This is a genomic window from Sagittula stellata E-37 (assembly GCF_039724765.1).
Taxonomy (GTDB): domain Bacteria; phylum Pseudomonadota; class Alphaproteobacteria; order Rhodobacterales; family Rhodobacteraceae; genus Sagittula; species Sagittula stellata.
The window spans coordinates 1,227,178-1,248,127 of the sequence record NZ_CP155729.1 but is presented as its reverse complement, the minus strand read 5'-3'; the positions used below and the strand labels follow the sequence as shown (position 1 = coordinate 1,248,127).

Sequence of the window (20,950 nt, the reverse complement as noted above, 5' to 3'; positions counted from 1 at the left end):
ACGAAGGACAGAGGAACAACACATGCCCGCAACGCCTTTCGACAGCGCCCATCTGTCCGGTCTTTTCCCGACCGGTGAAACCGCGCGACTGTTCTCCGACAGCGCCGAGGTGAGGGCCATGATGCTGGTCGAAGGCGCACTGGCGCAGGTGCAGGGCGCCGCGGGCGTGATCCCGGAAACTGCCGCCGCCGCGATCCACCGCGCCGCGATGGAGTGCCAGATCGACCCCGTCGGACTGGCCAAGGCCACGGCGCAGAACGGCGTGATGACGCCCGCGCTGGTCGCCGCCTTCCGCGAAGCGATGATGGCGCCGGAATACGCGCAATACCTGCATTGGGGCGCGACATCGCAGGACGTCCAGGACACCGCGCTGATGCTGCGTCTGAGACAGGCGCTGGCCCTGCAGGAAGACCGGCTGAAGGCCACACTGCAAGCCTTGGCCAGGCTGGCGGCGGATCACGCCGAAACGCCCATGGCCGCCCGCACCTACGGCCAGCACGCCACGCCCACCGCCTTTGGCGCACAGGTGGCGCAATGGGGCTGGCCGCTGCTGAGCGCGCTCGAAGATCTGCCCCGCGTGCGCCGACAGCTGGTCGTTTCGCTCTCGGGCGCGGCGGGCACCGCTTCGGCCCTCGGCCCCGATCCCGTGGCCCTTCGTGCGGCATTGGCCGAGAAGCTGGGCCTGCACGATCCCGGTCACGCCTGGCACACCGACCGCACGCCCGTCCTGACCATCGCCGGCTGGTTCGGCCGCACTGCACTGGCCGCAGGCAAGATGGGCGAGGACCTCGTGCTCGCCACCCAGTCCGGCATCTCCGAGGTCCGTCTCGGCGGCGCCGGAGCATCGTCCACCATGCCGCAGAAGCAGAACCCCGTTGCACCCTCCGCCATGATCGCGCTGGCCCGTCAGGTGCAAGGCCTGTCCGCCACGCTGGACGGTGCGGCGCTACACCGCCAGCAGCGCGACGGCGCCGCGTGGTTCACGGAATGGCTCACGCTGCCGCAGCTCGTACTGTCAGCGTCCGCCGCGTTGACACTTATGCAAGACATGTCAGAGACACTCTCTCCCGACACGAGCGCCATGCAGGCGACGCTCGACGCCACCGGCGGCCTCTTGATCGCCGAGGCCCTGTCCTTCGCCCTGACCGACCGGATGCCGCGCCCAAAGGCCCAGTCCGCCGTCAAGGACCTCATCAAATCGGCCCGCGACTCCGGGATACCGCTGACCGACGCGGCCCGCGCGGAATGGCCCGACCTGCCGTCCGATCTCTTCGATGCGACCCGTCAGCTCGGCACCGCGCCGTCCGAGGCCCGTGCCTTCGCCGACGCCGTGACAAAGGCGATCTGACCCTTGCGACTGCCCGTTCTCTTCCTCCTCCTGACCGTGGCCATCGACGCCATGGGAATCGGCCTGATCCTCCCGGTCATGCCGGACCTGATCGAGGAAGTCTCCGGCCGCGGCCTCTCCGGGGCAGCGCTCTGGGGCGGGGTCCTGGGCACCGTCTTCGCGGCGATGCAGTTCCTCTTCGCGCCGCTTCTGGGCGCCCTGTCGGACACCTACGGGCGCAAGCCGATCCTTCTTGGCACGCTGGCGCTCATGGTCGTCGACTATGCGGTCATGGGCCTGACCCACAGCCTCGTGGTGCTGCTCATCGCCCGGATCATCGGGGGTTTCGCGTCCGCCACGCATTCCACCGCCTTCGCCGCCATGGCGGACCTCTCCCCGCCCAAGAAACGCTCCGCCGCCTTCGGGCTGATCGGCGCAGCCTTCGGGCTGGGTTTCGTGCTCGGTCCGACCATCGGCGGCCTGCTGGGAGAGTTCGGGACACGCGCGCCCTTCTGGGCCGCCGCCGTGCTGGCCGCGCTCAACACGATCCTCGGCCTGGCCGCCTTCCCCGAGACCATCAAGCCCGAGAACCGCCGCCCCTTCCGCCTGCGGGAGGCCAATCCGTTCAGCGCATTCCGCATCATGACCCGCGTACCGGGCATCCGCCGCGGCCTGGCGATCATGTTCCTCTACCACGTGGCTTTCGCGGTCTACCCCTCGGTCTGGGCCTTCTTCGGCCACGCGCAGTTCGGCTGGTCCAGCGCGATCATCGGCTCGACCCTGGGCGCCTTCGGCCTGTCCTTCGCCTTCGTGCAGGCCGGGGTGATCCGGCTCCTGCTCAAACGCTTCGGAGAATCGGGCACCGTTGTCTTCGGCCTGCTCTGCGCCGCCATCGCCTACGCGCTGATCCCCTTCCTCGACGACACGCGCACGGTTCTGGCGCTGATCCCACTGGCGGCACTTGGCGGCACCTTCGGCCCGGCGATGCAGGGCATGATGAGCCAGAGCCTCGGCGACGACCGCCAGGGCGCGCTTCAGGGCCTGCTGACCTCCACCGCCGCGCTGGCCGCCGCCGTCTCGCCGATCATGATGACCTCCGTCTTTGCCGCCTTCACCGCCCCCGAACGTGCCGAACCCTTCCCGGGAGCGCCCTTCCTGGTTTCGCTCGGGCTGATCGTGGTGGCGCTGACGCTGTTCCTCACCCGCGCGCCCCGTCACGCGGTGGCGTGAAACGCCCGACGTCATCGCCCTTTCCAACACTCCCCTGTCGTTTTCCGGGTTGATCCCCGGGGCGTGCCGGTGAACCCTTCGGAAAAACAGGGAGAATGGGATGACACGCATCCGCGCGGCGGTCTGCACCGCCTTCAATGCGCCTCTGACGATCGAAGACCTCGATCTTCGCGCCCCCGGACCCGGTGAGATCGAGGTCACGCTCGAAGCCGTCGCGATCTGCCATTCCGACATCTCCTACGCCGACGGCGCCTGGGGCGGCGACCTCCCGGCCGTTTACGGGCACGAGGCCTCCGGCCGCATCAGCGCGCTCGGGGACGGCGTGAAGGGCCTCTCCGAAGGCCAACGGGTGGTGGTCACGCTGATCCGTACCTGCGGAGCCTGCGTGAACTGCAACGCCGGCAAACCGACACTTTGCGAAAACCAGGGCGGGCGCCCCTCGCCGCTTTCCCGCCCCGATGGCACACCTGTCGTGCAGGCGATGAACTGCGGCGCCTTCGCCGAACGCGTCGTCGTGGACCAGAGCCAGGTCGTACCCCTGCCCGAAACCCTGCCCGCCGAAGGTGTCTGCCTCCTGGCCTGCGGCGTCATCACCGGCATCGGCGCCGTGGTCAACGCGGGCCGCCTGCGCGCCGGCGAGGACGTGGTCGTGATCGGTGCCGGCGGCGTCGGCCTGAACGCCATCCAGGGCGCCCGCATCGCCGGCGCCCGCCGCATCGTCGCCGTCGACATATCCGAGGCCAAGCTGGACATCGCCCGCGAATTCGGCGCGACCGACGCCGTGCTCGGCACATCCGGCGCGCCCTGGAAAAAGGCGCTCAAGGCCCTCGGCAAGGGCGCCGACGTGGTCGCCGTCACCGTGGGCGCCATCCCCGCGTACGAACAGGCGATGCGCTACCTCGGCTGGGGCGGGCGCATGGTGATGGTCGGCATGCCCCACACCGGCGCGATGGCCCAGTACGAACCCGTCGTCCCCGCCTACACCGGACAGCACATGATCGGCTCCAAGATGGGCGACGTGGTGATCCGCCGCGACATCCCCTGGATGGCCGACCTCTACCTCCAGGGCCGCCTGAAGCTCGACGAACTGATCTCGGGACGCTGGTCGCTCGACCGGATCAACGAGGCCGTCGCCGACACCAGGACAGGCGGCGCGCGCCGCAACGTCATCCTCTTCGACACCTGATCCACCCCAAGCTCGAACGCGCCCCGCCCCCTTCATCTTGGCACAAATACCTCGGAGGGGGTCCGGGGGAGGCAGCGCCTCACCCGGTCTGTCGGGTCGCGAAACGCGACCCGAAACCTCCAAGGGAGCCGCCCCATGATCCTCAAGGACCTCGACATCGTCGTCACCGCCCCGCCCCACCCAGGCTGGGGGGGGCGCTACTGGATCCTCGTCAAGCTCACCACCGACGACGGCATCACCGGCTGGGGCGAATGCTACGGTGCCTCGGTCGGACCAAAGGCGATGACCGCCGTGATCGGGGACGTCTTCCAGCGCTACGTCGCGGGCGAAGCGGCCGAGAACGTCGAACGCATGTTCCGCCGCGCCTATTCCTCGGGCTTCACCCAGCGCCCCGACCTTACCGTCATGGGCGCCTTCTCCGGGCTCGAAATCGCCTGCTGGGACATCCTTGGCAAGGCGCGCGGACGTCCTGTCTGGGCACTGATGGGCGGCCTGATGAACGAACGCATCCGCGCCTACACCTACTTGTACCCGCTGGCGAAACACAATCTGTCGGACTTCTGGACCGCGCCCGACCAGGCCGCCGAGGCCGCCGCCGACTGCGTCGCGCGCGGCTACACGGCGGTAAAGTTCGACCCCGCCGGCCCCTACACCATGCGCGGCGGCCACCAGCCAGCCATGTCCGACATCTCCCGCTCCGTTGCCTTCTGCAAACACGTGCGCGAGGCCGTCGGCGACAGGGCCGACCTGCTCTTCGGCACACACGGGCAGTTCACCACGGCGGGCGCCATCCGGCTCGGGCAGGCGATCGAACCCTACAATCCCCTCTGGTTCGAGGAACCGATCCCGCCGGACAACCCGCTCGAATTCAGCCAGGTCGCCAGCCAGGTCCGCATCCCCATCGCCACAGGCGAGCGCATGACCACCCGCTCGGAATTCGCCACCGTCCTGCGCACCGGCGGGGCGAAGATCCTGCAACCGGCGCTCGGCCGCGTGGGCGGACTGTGGGAAGCGCGCAAACTCGCGGCGCTGGCGGAATCCTTCAACGCCGAGATCGCGCCGCACCTTTACGCCGGTCCGGTCGAATGGGCCGCCAACATCCAGCTCGCCGCCTGCATCCCAAACCTGCTGATCGCCGAAACCATCGAGACCGATTTCCACCACCGGCTCATAAAGGGCGCGATCGAGGTGGAGAACGGCTTCGTTTCCGCGCCCACCGCGCCCGGGCTCGGCATCGAGGTGGACGAGGATCTCGCCCGCGCGCATCCCTACACGGGCGGCGAATTGCACCTTCAGATGCAGGATGCGCCCTGCAACTACGCGGAAGGCAATCGTTTCCAGGGTGGCGCGCCCGCCCATGACGAGTAATGTCGCATTTTTCGAATCGCCCCGCTATATAGTCCGGATACCGGACTCAGGACCCGACGATGGACCAGAACGCCCCCCCGGCGCCGCCGGAAGAAATGGAAGCCAATGCCCGCAACGCCGCCGCGTTCCTGAAAACGCTGGCGCATGAGGGCCGCCTGATGATCCTCTGCCACCTCGGCGGAGGCGAGAAATCCGTCGGCGAACTTGAAGAACTGCTGGGCATCCGGCAGGCCGCGGTCAGCCAGATGCTCGCCCGCCTGCGCGAAGAGGGGCTGGTCGTCACCCGGCGCGAAGGCAAGACGATCTACTACAGCCTCGCGAACGAGAACACCTCGCGCGTGATCGCCCTGCTCTACGAAATGTTCTGCGCGGCGCCAGATGCCCGCTGCTGAGACCCCGCCCTTCTCGGGCCCCGACCTCTGCCGCCTGACCGCCCGCGACGTGGTGGCCCTGCTGAAGTCCCGAGAGGTGTCGACCGCCGAACTCATCGACGCCAGCCTGAGCCGCATCGCCCACACCTCGCCCGCGATCAACGCCATGGTGACGACCTGCGCCGAGAGGGCGCATGACGCCGCCCCCGCGCGCGACAGCCTGCTGGCCGGGCTTCCCGTCGGCATAAAGGACCTGACGGACGTCGCAGGGGTGCGCACGACCTACGGCACCCCGGCGTTGGCCGATAATGTCCCCAAGGTCTCCGACCCTATGGTCCTGCGCATGGAAGCGCGCGGCGCCGTCGTGATCGGCAAGACCAACACCCCGGAAATGGGCGCGGGCGCCAACACCTTCAACGCCGTCTTCGGCGCCACCCGCAACCCGTGGGACACACGGATGAACCCCGGCGGCTCCTCGGGCGGTGCGGCTGCGGGGCTCGCGGCGGGCGAAGTGTGGCTGAGCCAGGGCTCCGACCTCGGCGGATCGCTTCGCACCCCGGCAAGCTATTGCGGCGTCGTCGGGCTCAGACCTTCGCCCGGGCTGGTCGCATCGGCCCCCGGCGCGGACGGCTTCAACGCCTTCGGTGTCGATGGCCCCATGGCCCGCAATGTGGCCGACGTGGCGCTGTTGCTTGACGCGATGACAGGCTTCGACCCCGTTTCTCCCCTGTCGCATCCGCCGTCGACCGACAGCTATCTGGGCGCCTGTCTCGCGGCACCGGGCCCGCTCCGCATCGCCTTCTCGCCGGACCTCGGCGGTCTCGCGCCCGTCACCACTGACATCGCAGAGATCCTGTCGAAGGCTGTCGTGCAGGTTCAGGCCGCCGATATCGCGGTGGAGGAACATCAGCCGGAGACCCGTGGCCTCGACCATGCCTTCCGGACGTTTCGCGCACTTGGCATGTGGACGTCGCACCAAGTCACGCCAAAGCGCATCTCCGATCACTTCAAGCCGACCTTGGCCGAGAATATCCGCACCGGTGGTACGCTCACCGTCGACGACATCGCGACAGCCAATGTCACCCGTTCGCGGCTTTACGCGCAGATGCGCGGTCTGTTCGGCACGTTCGACGTGCTGGCCTGCCCCGTCACCGGACTGGCCCCGCTGCCCTCGGAGGTCGAGTATCCCAAAGAGGTCGCCGGTCGGCCCTGCCGCGACTACCTAGACTGGCTCAGCTTCGCCTTCCTCGCGACGACCTGCGGCCTGCCCGCGCTGTCGCTGCCCGTTGGTTTCACCGCAAGCGGGCTGCCGGTCGGGCTACAACTGATCGGCTCGCCGCGTGGCGAGGCACGGCTGCTTCAGGTCGCACGCCGCCTGGAAGAGGCGCTGGCCCTGCCCGGGACGCCCATCGACCCCATCGTGCGGCACGACACGCAGGCGCGGACCGACGAGCCCGTATCCGCATCGCTCCTTACGCGCCCCTGAAGTGACGGGATCGCCGCGTCTCAGCGCGGCGCCCCCTCTTCCTCGACCCATTCCCACGGACGGGTGAACCCGCCCAGCACAGCGGCGACCTCCGCCTCGGCAGCGCCGTTGGGCGCCACCTCCGCGACCAGTCCGCGCGACTTGTCGTCCACGACCTTCTCGACGCGCGCGGCGACACCGGCCTTTTCCAGCGCCCCGTTGTAGACCCGGATGATCGCCAGCTTGCGCAGGTCTGGCTTGAAGACCTTGCCCACCGCCGTCTTCGGCAACTCGTCGAGGATGGTCATGTGCTTGGGATGCGCCGCACGTTCATGGACATGCACCTTGGCATGCTCCATGAGCTCTTCCTCGGTCACGGAGGCACCGTCGATCAGTTCCACGAAGGCACAGGGCAGTTCGCCCGAATGCGCGTCCGGCTGGCCGATGGCGCCGGCAAAGGCCACCGCCGGGTGCGAAAGCAAGGCCTCCTCGATCTCGGCCGGGTCGATGTTGTGACCGCCGCGAATGATGAGGTCCTTCGCCCGTCCGGTGATCCAGAGGTATCCGTCCGCATCCAGCCGCCCGAGGTCACCGGTCCGCAGGTGCGTGCCCCAGTGAAACAGGTCGGCGTTCTTGGCCTCTTCGGTGTATGTCTTCCCGGCATAAACGCCCGGGTTCGACACGCAGATCTCGCCGATCTCGTCGGTGCCGCAGACCGCCGGCTGGCCGTCGCGCACCTTCACGATCTTCACGTCCGTATAGGGGAAAGGAATGCCGACAGAGCCGACCTTCTTCTCGCCCTCGGGCGGGTTCACCGACACCAGACACGTCGCCTCCGTCAGCCCGTAGCCCTCGCAGATCGTCACACCGCAGGCGCTCTCGAACCGCTTGAACAGTTCCAGCGGCATCGGGGCAGAGCCGGAGAACGCCGTCTTGATCGACGAGATGTCCGCATCCACCTTACGCTGCATGAGCGCCGACACGGCGGTCGGCACGGTGATGACGAAGGTGGTCTTCCACCGCTCGCAGAGCTTCCAGAAGTTGTCCATCACGCCTTCGCCGCGATATCCTGCGGGCGTCGGGAAAACGACATGCGCGCCCGAGCAGACCATCGCCATCAGGATCACGTGGCAGGCGAAGACGTGGAACAGCGGCAGAGGGCACATCACGCTGTCCTCTTCGGTGAACAGCAAGGTGTCGCCCAGCCAGCCGTTGTACATCATCCCGGAATAGAGATGTTGCGCCACCTTCGGCATGCCCGTGGTGCCGCCGGTGTGGAAATATGCCGCCACCCGGTCCTTGCCGCCGTCCTCGAAGGTCAGGGTCTTCGGCTGCTTCTTCATCTCTGCCCGGAAGCACTTGTAATCCGCGTGCCGTTTGCCGGTCATCTTCGGGCGGATCAGCGGCACGATCCACTTCTTCGGCGGCGCCAGATAGCGGTTGAGGTCGACCTCCAGCACCGTCTTCACACCCGGCGCATGACGCACGGCCTCCTGCACCTTCTGCGGCACATCGGTCTTCGGGAAGGGCTTCAGCGTCACCACGACCTTCGCGCCGGTTTCGCGCAGGATGGCGCCGATCTGCTCCGGTTCAAGCAACGGGTTCACCGGGTTCACGATACCCGCGACCATGCCGCCCAACAGCGTCGAGACCGTCTCGTTGCAGTTTGGCAGCACGTAGGCGATCACGTCTTTTTCGCCGATGCCAAGACTGCGGAACAGGTTCGCGGCCTGCGCCGTCCGGTCGCGCAGCTCCGACCAGGTCATCGTCTCCGCCTTGTCCTGCGGTCCCGACAGAAGCTGGTAGCTGACCGCCGGACGTCGCGGGAATTTGTCCGCCGTCAGGCACAACTGGGCCCAGACCGTTTTCGGCAGCCCCAGGTCGTGCCAGGCACCCTGCGATTCGATGGCATTCCGGTCGTCCATGGTGGCGTAGCCCATGAGCGCGTTCTCCTCCCCTAGTCCTCGGTCTCCAGTCTTGGCCTCCCCCCGTGCATCGCGCAAGAGCGGTGGACGTCAGGGAAAATACCCTGTGACGCTGCGTTCCGAGGTTCTGGGCAACAACCGGGTCACGGTTTATATAGGGCTCATGGACCATCCTTTAATCGACCTCATCTCTGCAAAGATACGCGCGGCCGAGGCGGAAGGCGCGTTCGACAACTTGCCGGGCGCTGGCAAACCGCTGCCGCCCTGCGACGATCCGCAGAACGCGGTTCTCAACCGGATCATGAAGGAAAACGGCGCCGTGCCAGAGGCGATCTCTGTCTCGAAGGAACTGGCCCGCCTGCGCGAAGAGCTGCGCGAAACCGGCGACCGGACCGAACGGCAGCGGATCATGCGCGACATGGCCCTCCTGGAAACCCGTCTGGAGATCGCCAAACGCCGCTAGGGCTGGCCATCACGGGCACGATCGGGCAGGACGCTGCGGCAGTCGGAGGGCAAGGCATGGTCACGGTCAAGGAACAGTACGAGGTCTACCCCTACCCCGCCCGCGACCCGGAGGATGAACGCACGCGGCTCATCACCGGCTCCCCTTCACGGCCCACGGAAATCGACCACCATCTCTTTGGCGGTGCGCGCGACTGGTCGCAGCCACTCCGCGTGCTCGTGGCCGGGGGCGGCACCGGCGACGCGCTGATCCAGCTTGCCACCCTGATGACGAAGGCCGGCGCGCCCTACGATATCACCTACCTGGACCTGTCCACAGCTTCGCGCCGGATCGCCGAGGCGCGCGCGCAGATGCGGGGGCTGAAGGGCATCTCCTTCCACACCGGCAGTCTGCTCGACGCCGGGGACTTCGGCCCGTTCGACTACATCGACTGCTGCGGCGTGCTGCATCACCTGCACCGCCCCGAGGACGGTTTTGCCGCGCTGAGGGGCGCGCTGGCGCCGGGGGGCGGCATGGGCTTCATGGTCTACGCCCCCTACGGCCGATCCGGCGTTTACCCCCTGCAGGAGGCGTTCGGCGCATTGCTGGACGGCCTGCCGCCGGAGGACCGCCTGACCCGCGCGAAAGAGATCGTCGCAGCCCTGCCAGCGGGCCACCCCTTCGCGTCGAACCCGCTGCTGATGGACCACGACCAAAGCGACGCAGGCTTCTACGACCTGCTGTTGCACAGCACCGACACGCCGTTCGACGTGGGCCGCCTGCTGGACACCTGCGCCGCCACCGGCTGGCGTCTGCAGGGGTTCGTCACGCCTGCCCTCTATGACCTGTCACGCATCGCCGAAGCGCCCGCCGGAATCGAGGCCGGAACCGCAATGGCCGTGGCCGAGAAGCTGCGCGGCACGATCCGCAAACACGTGGGTTACCTCGTGCCAGCCGAAGAAGACCGCCCCCTGCCGAAACCGGGGCGCGCCTCGCTGATACCGCGCCTGCAACTGCCGCATCGCCAACTGGCGCAGGCCGTGGCGCGGGGGCAGACACCGCCGGTGGAGGTGGACGGGATCAAGGACAGGCTTTCGCTCCCGCGCGAGGCCGCGCCGCTGGTCGCCGCCGCCGACGGGCGCACACCTTTGTCGCGCATCGCCGCGGGCGCCGGGCTGGACCCGCTGCGCTTCGGGGCGCTCTGGGGCAAGGTGCACAGGGAACTCACCGACTGGGGGCTGCTGCATTACAGCGGCTTCGGCCTCTGATCGTTTGATTTCCCGCCCCGCCCGGTAGATCATCCGGCAAGGACCTGCCCCCGGAGGATACGCCATGTGCGGCCGTTTCGCCGTCACCCTGCCCCCCGACGCCATGGCGCAGCTTTTCGCGGCGGTGCCGTCGAACGACTTGCCCGATGTGCCGAACTTCAACGTGTGTCCGACGAACCAGGTGCATGTCGTCATGAGCGACGAGGGGCGCAGGCTGGTCTCGATGCGATGGGGGTTCATCCCACATTGGTACAAGAAGCCGAACGACGGGCCTCTGTTGATCAACGCCCGTGCCGAGACCATCGCCGAAAAGCCCGCCTTCCGCGCCGCCTGCCGCGAACGCCGCTGCCTCGTGCCCGCAACCGGGTTCTACGAATGGACGAAGGACGCGGACGGCAACCGGCTGCCGTGGTACATCCACCCGACCGATGACGGCCCGCTGGTCTTTGCGGGGGTCTGGCAGGACTGGGCGCGCGACGACCTGTCCTTCCGAACCGTCGCCATCGTCACCTGCGGTGCGAACACGTCGATGTCGCGTATCCACCACCGGATGCCCGTGGTGCTGGCCGAAGACGACTGGAGCAAGTGGCTGGGCGAGGACGGGCACGGCGCTGCCAGTCTCATGCAGCCCGCCCCCGAGGACGCGCTGGCGTTTCACCGGGTCGCGCGCGAGGTGAACTCCAACCGTGCGTCGGGGCCGGATCTCATCGAGCCCATCGACGACTGAGCGCTAACCCAGAAGGAACATCAGCGGCAAAAGCCCGATCAGCCAGAGCCCGCCCATGTCGCTGCCGCCCTCATCACCGCCGTCATCCCCGTCGCCGTCCGGAGATGACCCGCCCCCTTCGGACGGCGCGGGTGCGCTTTCGGTGAGCGAAGCCATCACCCCCTGTCCGCCGACCGACGAGGCGTCCGGGTCATCCGCATCCGCATCGTCGCCATCGTCATCGGTGTCGTCCGGTGGCACTGCAACCCCGTCCGCTTCGACACGCGGACTGCCCGTGTCGGCGAATGTCTTGGCGAAATCGGCGGTCGGCACCACATCCGTCAGCCGCACCTGCATGATTTCTCCGGGCGCCAGCACCGTCTCGATCAATCCGTCGACGTGAAGCTCCTCGGGGTCGGGATGGTCCACCGAAGCGCGGCTTTGCGTGCTGCCCGGGCCGTCGCCACGCGCAACCCCCAGCACGGTGATCTCCATCTCGCCGAAACCTTCCACGAGGTTCGAGATATCGACCTCGCTGTCGGCCACACCTTGCTGCAGGTTGGACGTGAAATAGAAAAGCATGTCCTGACCGTCGGCAAAGGCGTGCACGTCCATTTCAGCGGTTTCCATTTCCGTGCCGCGTTCGTCCTGCGGAGCGAAATCCAGCATCCGCATGCCCGGCAGGTTCTCCGACAGCATGGCGAACATCTCGCCCGGCGGGGTGGTCTCGTCGAACTCCCGCCCAAGCGCCAGCGCGGTGGGGGTGTTCTGAATCAGCGGCCAGACCTGCGCCGAGGCCACATCCATCCGCATGAACTCCTCAACCTGTTCCAGCATTTCCTGCGCCTGCCAGAGCCCGTAGTCGCGGCTTTCGTCGAAGGCGCCGGTGTTGGATTTCTGGTTCCATTCGGTGACGTGGATCTCCAGCTCCGGATGGATGGACTGCCAGTGCTCCTCGATCTGCTCAAGTTGAAACCAGCGCGAATGCTCGACCACCGGCGCGCGCGAATAGACATGGGCGATCACCCCGTCCGTCGCGGCCATGGCGTCGTCGTCGAAATGCGACAGCAGGATCTCGTTGTTGATCTCCGTCCAGTCGATATCCCCGCTCGGATAGATCACGCTTTCGTCCAGAGACAACCCATAGGCCGCGTTCACCTCTGCCACCACGTCCGCCGGAGCCATGCCTGCATAGTCGTCGGACAGGTCGGAATGGCCGAAGTTCGTCCCCACCTGCACCAGCACGTCGACCTGCGCCGCACCGGGATGGGTCGGCGCGAGCTCGTTCAGGGTGCGGTCGATCACCTGCGCCATGTCAGCGGCGAGCCGGCCGTATTCGGCGGCGTTCATCTCGCCCGAGCCCCAGTATTCGTTGCCGATCTCGAAGGCGGCAACGTTGGCGGCGCCGTATTCACCGCTGACAGTGCCGCGCACGAACTGGCTCAGAACGTCCCGGTCGATGGCTGGCATCCGGTCGCCGTTGGCATCCAGAGCCTCATCCGACAACTGGTCGCGGGTCGGAATCACGATTGTCACGTCGCGCCCGGTCTGTTCCGCGTACTGCATGAAGCCCGACATCGGGATGAAATCGACCTCCCGCCCCAGGTCCGGCTCGAACACACGGTCGGCGTCGGGGTCGCGCAGGCTGAACATCTTCTCCGTCAGCGACCCGCCCGGGTAGCGCAATCCGGTGACGCCCAGTTCCTCGATCGCCTCCGCATAGCTGCCCGGTCCCTTCATGTGGGCGCGCGGGGCGAGGATGTTGCCGCCGAAAAGAGCCGCGTGCGCGGCAGAACCGGTCGTGGCGTCGGGTGTCGTCAATACAGGCATGATCGTCCCACTCAATCGTGCGTTTGGCTGCACGTTGACGCAAAAGAGGAAACGATCTCTCTATATCGGGAGGAATGTCTCTAAATTACAAAGTATTAACCACGACCAACACGCGCGAGCACATAAGGCGTCAGGTACATCGGGATCTGGTAGCACCCTATGAAAAGCATGACGTGGGCCATCGTTTCCGGTGGGAGAGCCAGCAGGTAGAGCGCGATGTTGCGGTTGCCCGCCACCACCGACAGAGCCATCCGTTCGCCTTTCGGCCAGCGCCGCAGAACCAGCGCCGCCACCCCCTGCAGCCCGAAGTTCACCGCCACCGCGATCCCCAGCCACAGGGCGAAGCGGTCCGGCGCCTGGCGCAGGGCGTCGGCAGCCGGCGACATCAGTCCCAGCACCATAAGCGTCATCACCAGCGCGGACAGCCCGTCCATGATCGCGATGGCGCGCGGAGTGCCGGGCACCACGCGGTGCGCGAGCAAGGCAAGCCCCCCGGCGCCGAGAATCAGAACCAGCAGACGCGCCACCGCCATGGTCACGGCCCAGGGGTCGCCGCCGATCTTCAGGACGGACAGGACGACCCACGCCGTCAGCGGCAGCAGCGCGGTGCCAAGGACCATTATACGCAAGGCGGGGGCCGGGTCGCCGCCGCCGAGGGCGGCAAGGTTCGGGCTGCCTGTGACCGAAGGGGCCGCCGTCACCAGCAGAAGCGCCAGCACCGCCGGTTGCCCGATGACCCCAAGGACCGCCGCGATCCCGGCCAGTGTCAGCGGCAGCGCCACCTGGAAGGCCGCGACGAAACCCAGCGTCTCACGCAGCTGCAGCCCCGCCGTCCCGACGCGGCCGGTGGCCCCCACGCGCAGGGCACCGAAGAACAGCATCACCGCGATCAGGTGCGGCAACCACGGGGCGAAGATCGCCCCCGCTCCGGGAAACGTCAGCCCGGCCACAAGACCGGCCACCAGCATCAGGCGCCCCTGCCGGCCAAGCCATTCGAGGAATGCCACCTAGCCTCCGGGTCGCACGCGGATGTTGTCGGGCAGCCATGTCGCCAGCTCCGGCATCGCGATCAGCACGAAGACCATCAGCACCATGATCAGGAACATCGGGAAGGCGGCCTTGGCGATAAAGCCCATCTCGTGCTGCGTCATCCCCTGCAGGACGAACAGGTTAAAGCCGATGGGCGGTGTGATCTGCGCCATCTCGACAACGACCACGATGAAGATGCCGAACCAGATCAGGTCGATGCCCGCCTGCCGGACCATCGGCTCCACCACCGCCATGGTCAGCACCACCGACGAGATTCCGTCGAGGAACATGCCCAGCACGATGTAGAAGACCAGCAGAACCATCAGCAGCTCGAACCGGCTCAGGTCCCAGCCCGCGATCAGGTCCGCCAACCCGCGCGGCAGGCCTGTAAAGCCCATCGACAACGACAGAAAGGCCGCGCCCGCGAGGATCAGCGCGATCATGGCAGAGGTCCGGGTGGCCCCCATCAGGCTCTGGGTAAATGTCTTCCACGACAACGATCCCTGCACTGCCGCCAGAACCAGGCTGCCGATCACCCCGAAGGCCGCCGCCTCCGTTGCCGTGGCGAAACCGAGGTACATAGATCCGATCACCAGAAGGATCAGGCAGATCACCGGCGCGAGGTAGCGAGAGTTCCAGAGCTTTTCGCGGAAGGTCATCTCCGGCTCCGCATCCGGGTTCCATCCGCTGGAGAACCGGCTCATGACAGCGACATAGGCCATGAACATCAGTGCCAGCACCAGCCCCGGCAGGATGCCCGCGAAGAACAGCTTGGAGATCGATTCGTTGATGGTCACGCCGTAGACGATCAGCGTCAGCGACGGCGGGATCATCAGGCCCAGCGTCGCCGCGCCCGCCAGCGTGCCGATCACCATCTTTTCCGGGTAGTTTCGCTTGCGCAGTTCCGGGATCGACATCTTGCCGACCGTGGTCAGCGTCGCCGCCGATGAACCCGACACCGCCGCGAAGACCGTACATCCGACGATATTGGTGTGCACCAGCCCGCCCGGCAGGCCCTTCATCCAGGGCGAGAGGCCGCGGAACATGTCCTCCGACAGGCGCGTGCGATACAACACCTCCCCCATCCAGATGAACAGCGGCAGCGCGGTCAGGGTCCAGGACGAGGACGCGGCCCAGATCGTGGTCATCATGGTGTCGCCCACGGGCCGGGTGGTGAACAGCTCCATCCCCACCCAAGCCACGCCCATCAGCGCAAGGCCGACCCAGACACCGGACCCCAGAAGGGTGAAGAGGACGAAGAGGAACAGCAGAATGATCGAAATGTTCTCCATGTCACTCTCCGAAGCTCTGATCCATGCGGTCCTGAACGATTCGCGTCTTGCCGCTGAAAAGCAGCGACAGGAGGTTGTCGGTCAACGCCACCGCAAAGATGACCGCCCCGACCAGCACGACGCTTTGCGGTATCCACAGCGCGGTTCGGTCCTGCCCCTGGCTGACCTCGTTGAACTTCCACGACCAGTAGACGAAGCGGTATCCGTAATAGACAACGTACCACGCCACCGCCGTGCCGATGGCGAAGCACCAGATGTCCAGCCAGCGCCGCGCGCCGTCGGGCAATGCGTTCATCAAAAGCGACACGCGGATGTGACTGCCCCGGTTCAGCGCGTTGCCGAAGGCGAGGAAAGACGCCGCGGCCATGAAGTACCCGGCATATTGCGGCACGCCGGGAAGGACTTCGCCAGTCCAGCGCGCCAGCATCTGCAACACGATCAGGACAAGGATCATCACGAGGCACAGCGCCGCAGCCACCCCGGACAGTCGGTAAATGAGTTCGAGCAGGCGGCGGAGCGCGGCCACGGGCGTTCTCCTTCAAGAATGTGGGGGAAGGTCGGACGGTGGCGCGGCCCGGAAGGTGTCCGGACCGCGCGGGGTCTGCTTACTGATTGGCCTTGAAGGCGTCGACGATGGCCGCGCCTTGGTCCCCGGCTTGTTCCAGCCACTCGGCGGTCATGGTCGCACCGATCTCCTGCAGTTCGCCCTTGAGCTTATCGGAGGCCGGCGCCACCGTCATGCCGCCTTCACGCAGGCCATCCATCGTGAACTGCGTGTAACCCTTGGATTTTTCGAGCCCCTCCGCCTCGGCCGTGGCGGCGCAATCCTGGATCACCGTCTTGTTGGCGTCGGACACACCCGACCACGCGTCGGCGTTGACGATCACGTAGTTGCGCGGCAGCCAGGCGTCGACCTCATAGAAATAGTTGAGCGACTCCCATACCTTGCGGTCATAGCCGGTGGCCCCGGACGACACCATGCTGTCCGCCACGCCGGTCGCGAATGCCTGCGAGACCTCCGCCGCCTCGATCTGCACCGGCAGCATGCCGGTCAATTCCGCCAGCCGCGCGGTGGCGCTATTGTAGGAGCGGAACTTGACGCCTTCCATATCCGCGACCGATGTGACCTCGTCCCGGAAATAGAGCCCCTGCGGCGGCCACGGCACGGAGTACAGCAGGACAAGGTTCTGGTCTGCCAGCACCTCCTCCAGCGGTCCCTTTGCGGCTTCCCACAACTTCTCGGACGCATCGAAGGAGGTGGCGAGGAAGGGCACGGAATCGAAACCGAAGATCGGGTCCTCGTTCTGGTGGCTCGACAGCAGGCGCTCGCCGATGGGCACCTGCCCGGTCTGCACGGCGCGCTTGATCTGGTCGCCGGGGAAGAGCGAGCCGGACGGGTGCGTCACGATCTCGATCTCGCCGCCCGTGCCGTCGGTCACGCATTTGCCGAACGCGGCGGCGTTCTCGGAATGGAAGTTGGTGGCGGCATAGGCCAGCGGCATGTCCCATGTTTCGGCCATGGCCCCGGTCGAGGCTACGGCGGTGACGGCCGTGGCCGCCAGGATGGTGCGCATCTTGGTCATTGGTAGAACTCCCTGTCTTGTTTTATGCGCTCATTGAAACCGCCCCGGCGAATAGGGTGCAAGGTCTATGTTGGGCATCCGGCCCGAGATCGCCTGCGCCAGCAGCCGCCCGGTCTTCGGTCCGCCCGTCAAACCGACATGATCGTGACCGAACCCCGCATAGGCGCCGGGGGCGTCCGGGAAGGCCCCGATCACCGGCAGGGAATCGGCCATCGAGGGGCGGTGCCCCATCCATTCGACCTTTTCCTTCCAGGTGAGGCCGGGGATGGCGCGGCGGATGTTGTCTTCGAGCAGGGCAAAGGGCGCGCGGGAGGGGTCCGCCTCCAGCCCGCCGAATTCGACGATCCCGGCAAGCCGCAGCCGTCCCTCCATCGGGGTCGCCACGAACTTGCCCGACGCCACCATGACCGGCGCCTTCGACATGACAGAGGGCTCCCACAGTTCCAGGTGATAGCCCCGTTCGCTTTCCAGCGGGACCTTCACGCCCAGTTTCGCCGCCAGTTTCGCCGACCAAGCGCCAGCCGCCAACACCACGGCATCGCAGGTCAGGGTCTCGCCCCCTACCCGCAAGCCGATGACACGCGGGCCGTCGCGCACTACGTCCCTGACCTCGGCCTTCAGGATCTGACCGCCCTGCCGTTCGACATGGGCGGCCAGCGCCTTCACGTAGGCGCCGGGATCGCTGATCCGCCCGTGACCGCCCAGCCGGACGGCACAGCGCAGGTCCGGACCGAAACATGGGTCGTAGGCGGTGAAGTCCGCGTCCTCCAGCACGTCCCAGTCCCAGCCAGCCTCGCGGCGAACCTGCCAGTAGGCACCGTCGGCCTCGAACTGGCGGCGGGTCGGATAGACGTAGAGGTAATCGGAGGGTACGACGAACCGCTCCGCCCCAGTGCCTTCCGCCAAAGCGAGGTGATCGTTCAGGCTGTCGCCGATGATCGGCGCGATGGCACGCGCGCGGGTGGCTACCCCTTCGGCCGTGGCGTGGCGCATGTAGCGCAGGAGCCAAGGCATAAGACGCGGCAGATAGCCCCACTTCAGGAACAGCGGCTGGCGTGGATCGAACAACATCCGGGGCGCCATCTTCCACAGCCCGGGCACCGGCACCGGCACGACGGAGGCAGAGGCCAGGACGCCGCCGTTGCCGTGGCTGGTGCCCTCCCCCGGGCCGCGCTGGTCGATCAGCACGACGCGGTGCCCTTCGCGCTGCAACCAGATCGCCGTGGACACGCCGACGATGCCCGCCCCCACAATCGCTACCGTCTTGGTCATGCCACCCCCGATCGTTTGCGCGGACCTTGCGAAGGGAGCAACCCCGTGTCAACGAGGACCCGCACCGCCGGAGCCCGCCATGTCCGCCATTCCCCCGCACGACACCGCAGCCATCGGTATTCTGATGCTCGATTCCCGCTTTCCCCGCATCCCGGGCGATGCAGGCAATCCGCTGTCCTGGCCGTTCCCGGTGGTGATACGCGTCGTGCGCGGCGCGTCGCCTCAGCGGATCGTGCGCGAAGGTGGCGGCGACAGCTTGACCGCTTTCGTCGACGCCGCCCGCGCACTGGTGGACGACGGTGCCGTGGGCATCACCACGACCTGCGGTTTCCTGTCGCTGTTCCAAAAGGCGCTGGCGGAAGCCGTCCCGGTGCCGGTCGTGACGTCCTCGCTGGCGCAGGTGGAGATGGTCAATCGCACGCTGCCCGCAGGGCGCGTGGCGGGCATCCTCACCATCGCGGCGTCATCGCTGACGCAAAGGCACCTCGCCGCCGCCCACGTGCCGGCGGCCACGCCCATCGGCACCACGGAAGGCGGGTGGGAATTCACCCGTGCGATCCTGAACGACGAACCCGCTCTGGACGTGGCTCTGGCCCGGCAGGACAACATCGACGCCGCGCTGGCCCTGCAAGAGGCCAACCCACACCTCGGCGCCATCGTCCTCGAATGCACCAACATGGTGCCATACGCACCCGCCATCGCGGCGGCGACGGGGCTGCCGGTCTATTCGATCCACACTCTGGTGCGCTGGATGCACGCGGGCCTCTGCCCGCCGCGCTTCGCGACTTAGGGGATCAACCCGGCCAGCAAGGCGTCCGCCGCCGAGGGCGAAAGCGCAAGCGGTGTGTCGTGATAGATCGCCAGACGCGTCAGCGCCTGAAGGTCGGCATCGCCCACGTAACCGGAACCGGGATCGGCGAAGAACACCACCGCGTCCAGTTCCCCCGTGGCGATCAGCGCCCCAAGCTGCTGGTCGCCCCCCAGCGCGCCGCGTTGCAGGCGCTGTACAGTCAATCCCGGCGCGGCCTCCGCCACCATGCGGCCCGTGCCGCCGGTGCAGATCAGGCGTTGCCCCGACAGCGCCCGGGCGTGCCGCAGGACCCAGGCGCGCAGATGGGCCTTGCGGTTGTCATGCGCGACCAATGCGATCCGTCGCGGCGCGTGAGAGAACCTGCGCGCCCGGGTCGTGATCTCCAGAATGGACCGGACCTGCGCGGCGAAGCCCTCTGTTTCGGCCGGGAAAACCCCGTCCAGCGCCGCCGTGCCCACGGTGAAACCCGCCGCGCCCGCCTCGGCCACGGCCTGCACACGCGCCTCGCCGTCAATGGACCCGGCCATGATGACCGGCTTCTCCACCGCGCCGCAGACCTGCGCCATCAACCCCGGTACATCGCCGTCGAAGCGGTAGGCCAGCAGGTCCAGCCCGTGCACGTATTCAAGGTCACACAGACGGCGGGCGGACTCGGCTATGGATTCTGCCGGGCCTTCCAGAACCGACGGGTGGCCAACGATGCGGCCCGGAAAGGGATAGTAACGCAGGGGGTGCTGGCGGATGACCTCTGTGACCTCCGCCGCGCGGGTGCCGCCCAGCAGGCAGTCCACGTCCAGCGCCACGGCGGCACGGGCCGAGGCCAGCTCGCTTTCGGCATCGAGGCTGACGACCTCCAGGTAGGACCGCCCCCCGGCGGCGCGGATCGCCTGCGCCAGGCCCTTCAGGTCGTCGAAGGGCAGACCCACGTCCTTGAAGCCGATATGCCGGACACCGCCTTCCAATGCTTCTTCCAGTCGTGCGCGGGCATCCGGAATGGTGCGGTCGTTGGATGTCAGCATCAGGATGAAATCAAAGGCCATATGGCTCTCCCTCAAGCGGCGCGGCCCGGGTCCAGACCGGTGCCGCCTCCGCGATCCTCAGATGTGGCGCGCCGAGGCTTTCCGCGATCAGCGCCTGCAGATGCCCCAGTGCCTGCCCGACCGGCACCCCCACGGCGATCAGCGCGGCCAGGACATCTCCGGTCCCCTGCGGCACCCCGTCGAGCCTCTCGACACCGTAGCGGACAGCCGCCCCCTGCGACAGGTCCAGCACACCGGTTTCCGCCCGTGTCCCGCCATGCGAGGTGACAATGATGCGCGGCACAAGCGAAGCGGCGGCTCCGATCCAGCGCCGTTCGAAGGCGTTGGGCGTCAGGATGTCCGCGCGCGGGACCAGCGTGTCCCTTATGCGCTTTGCCGCCGCCGCATCGATGTAAAGGCCCTTTGGCTCGTCCCCCATCACCGGATCGACGACAACCCGCGCCTTGCCTGTTCCGCGCATCCGGTCGATGAGCCGGGCGGCGAAATCCACATGCTCCGACGTGGGCAGATAACCGGTGAGGACGGCGTCGTGATCCTGCAGGAACCCGTTGCGCTCCAATGCGGCGACCATGTCCCCGAGCTGCCCGACAGGGCCCCGTGCCCCAGCCACAGCGGGGAAGCCAGGGTGGTTCGACAACAGAACCGTTGGCAGGACAGTCGCCGTGTGGCCAAGGGCCTGCACGGCCGGGAGGAAGCCGAAGCGCCCACATGCCCGCAAGCCACAATGCTGGACAGGATCAGAACCCGGGCCATGTCTCCCCCGCACCTGACGGCCCCAGAACCGTCTTGACCGTTCCGACGGGTT

19 protein-coding genes are annotated in these 20,950 nt (G+C 67.2%); 10 read left to right on the top strand and 9 right to left on the bottom strand.

Annotation, left to right across the window (positions count from 1 at the left end; genetic code table 11):
• Positions 1–22 precede the first annotated feature (22 nt).
• From ABFK29_RS05915 to ABFK29_RS05890, 6 genes are all read left to right on the top strand, one after another.
• Positions 23–1,348, top strand: coding sequence for a lyase family protein (locus tag ABFK29_RS05915; protein ID WP_005860383.1), 1,326 nt, complete (start codon positions 23–25; stop codon positions 1,346–1,348).
• Between the two features lie 3 nt (positions 1,349–1,351).
• Entirely contained in the window at positions 1,352–2,557 is a 1,206-nt protein-coding gene (locus ABFK29_RS05910; RefSeq protein ID WP_005860381.1) for a TCR/Tet family MFS transporter, read from the top strand.
• A 100-nt stretch (positions 2,558–2,657) separates the two neighbouring features.
• Positions 2,658–3,743, top strand: coding sequence for a zinc-binding dehydrogenase (locus tag ABFK29_RS05905; protein WP_005860379.1), 1,086 nt, complete (start codon positions 2,658–2,660; stop codon positions 3,741–3,743).
• A gap of 135 nt (positions 3,744–3,878) precedes the next feature.
• Positions 3,879–5,111 (top strand): mandelate racemase/muconate lactonizing enzyme family protein, encoded by a 1,233-nt coding sequence (locus tag ABFK29_RS05900; protein ID WP_005860377.1) that lies wholly within the window; start codon positions 3,879–3,881, stop codon positions 5,109–5,111.
• Between the two features lie 59 nt (positions 5,112–5,170).
• Positions 5,171–5,503 (top strand): ArsR/SmtB family transcription factor, encoded by a 333-nt coding sequence (locus ABFK29_RS05895; RefSeq protein WP_005860376.1) that lies wholly within the window; start codon positions 5,171–5,173, stop codon positions 5,501–5,503.
• A complete protein-coding gene (locus ABFK29_RS05890) occupies positions 5,490–6,968 on the top strand; it encodes an amidase (RefSeq protein WP_005860375.1) in 1,479 nt (492 codons plus the stop codon). Before ABFK29_RS05895 ends, ABFK29_RS05890 begins: the two co-directional genes overlap by 14 nt.
• A gap of 20 nt (positions 6,969–6,988) precedes the next feature.
• Here ABFK29_RS05890 and ABFK29_RS05885 read toward each other — a convergent pair whose 3' ends face one another.
• A complete protein-coding gene (locus ABFK29_RS05885) occupies positions 6,989–8,887 on the bottom strand; it encodes an acyl-CoA synthetase (protein ID WP_005860374.1) in 1,899 nt (632 codons plus the stop codon).
• A 148-nt stretch (positions 8,888–9,035) separates the two neighbouring features.
• On the opposite strand from ABFK29_RS05885, the gene ABFK29_RS05880 reads away from it, so the two are divergent.
• The 3 genes from ABFK29_RS05880 (at position 9,036) to ABFK29_RS05870 (ending at position 11,309) form a co-directional block, all read left to right on the top strand.
• The gene (locus ABFK29_RS05880; protein WP_005860373.1) at positions 9,036–9,335 is read left to right on the top strand and encodes a DUF1992 domain-containing protein; all 300 of its coding nucleotides are present in this window, start codon (positions 9,036–9,038) and stop codon (positions 9,333–9,335) included.
• A gap of 56 nt (positions 9,336–9,391) precedes the next feature.
• Entirely contained in the window at positions 9,392–10,582 is a 1,191-nt protein-coding gene (locus ABFK29_RS05875) for a class I SAM-dependent methyltransferase (RefSeq protein ID WP_005860372.1), read from the top strand.
• 64 nt (positions 10,583–10,646) lie between these two features.
• A complete protein-coding gene (locus tag ABFK29_RS05870) occupies positions 10,647–11,309 on the top strand; it encodes an SOS response-associated peptidase (protein ID WP_005860371.1) in 663 nt (220 codons plus the stop codon).
• A gap of 3 nt (positions 11,310–11,312) precedes the next feature.
• Here the strand turns inward: ABFK29_RS05870 and ABFK29_RS05865 are convergent, their stop codons facing one another.
• The 6 genes from ABFK29_RS05865 to ABFK29_RS05840 all read right to left on the bottom strand — a co-directional run bounded on the left by ABFK29_RS05865 (position 11,313) and on the right by ABFK29_RS05840 (position 18,294).
• Entirely contained in the window at positions 11,313–13,118 is a 1,806-nt protein-coding gene (locus ABFK29_RS05865; protein ID WP_005860370.1) for a hypothetical protein, read from the bottom strand.
• 95 nt (positions 13,119–13,213) lie between these two features.
• Positions 13,214–14,125 (bottom strand): hypothetical protein, encoded by a 912-nt coding sequence (locus ABFK29_RS05860; RefSeq protein WP_005860368.1) that lies wholly within the window; start codon positions 14,123–14,125, stop codon positions 13,214–13,216.
• Complete coding sequence (locus ABFK29_RS05855; protein WP_005860366.1) at positions 14,126–15,439, bottom strand: TRAP transporter large permease; 1,314 nt, start codon at positions 15,437–15,439, stop codon at positions 14,126–14,128.
• A 1-nt stretch (position 15,440) separates the two neighbouring features.
• Entirely contained in the window at positions 15,441–15,965 is a 525-nt protein-coding gene (locus tag ABFK29_RS05850; RefSeq protein WP_005860364.1) for a TRAP transporter small permease, read from the bottom strand.
• A 79-nt stretch (positions 15,966–16,044) separates the two neighbouring features.
• Positions 16,045–17,022, bottom strand: coding sequence for a TRAP transporter substrate-binding protein (locus ABFK29_RS05845; protein WP_005860362.1), 978 nt, complete (start codon positions 17,020–17,022; stop codon positions 16,045–16,047).
• Positions 17,023–17,052: 30 nt separating this feature from the next.
• The gene (locus tag ABFK29_RS05840) at positions 17,053–18,294 is read right to left on the bottom strand and encodes an NAD(P)/FAD-dependent oxidoreductase (RefSeq protein WP_005860361.1); all 1,242 of its coding nucleotides are present in this window, start codon (positions 18,292–18,294) and stop codon (positions 17,053–17,055) included.
• Between the two features lie 79 nt (positions 18,295–18,373).
• Between ABFK29_RS05840 and ABFK29_RS05835 the strand changes: the two genes are divergently transcribed.
• The gene (locus ABFK29_RS05835; RefSeq protein WP_005860359.1) at positions 18,374–19,084 is read left to right on the top strand and encodes an aspartate/glutamate racemase family protein; all 711 of its coding nucleotides are present in this window, start codon (positions 18,374–18,376) and stop codon (positions 19,082–19,084) included.
• Here ABFK29_RS05835 and ABFK29_RS05830 read toward each other — a convergent pair.
• Positions 19,081–20,145, bottom strand: coding sequence for a methylglyoxal synthase (locus ABFK29_RS05830; RefSeq protein WP_005860357.1), 1,065 nt, complete (start codon positions 20,143–20,145; stop codon positions 19,081–19,083). The genes ABFK29_RS05835 and ABFK29_RS05830 overlap by 4 nt on opposite strands.
• Positions 20,135–20,716, bottom strand: coding sequence for a bifunctional hydroxymethylpyrimidine kinase/phosphomethylpyrimidine kinase (locus ABFK29_RS05825; RefSeq protein ID WP_005860355.1), 582 nt, complete (start codon positions 20,714–20,716; stop codon positions 20,135–20,137). Before ABFK29_RS05825 ends, ABFK29_RS05830 begins: the two co-directional genes overlap by 11 nt.
• Between the last annotated feature and the right edge of the window lie 234 nt (positions 20,717–20,950).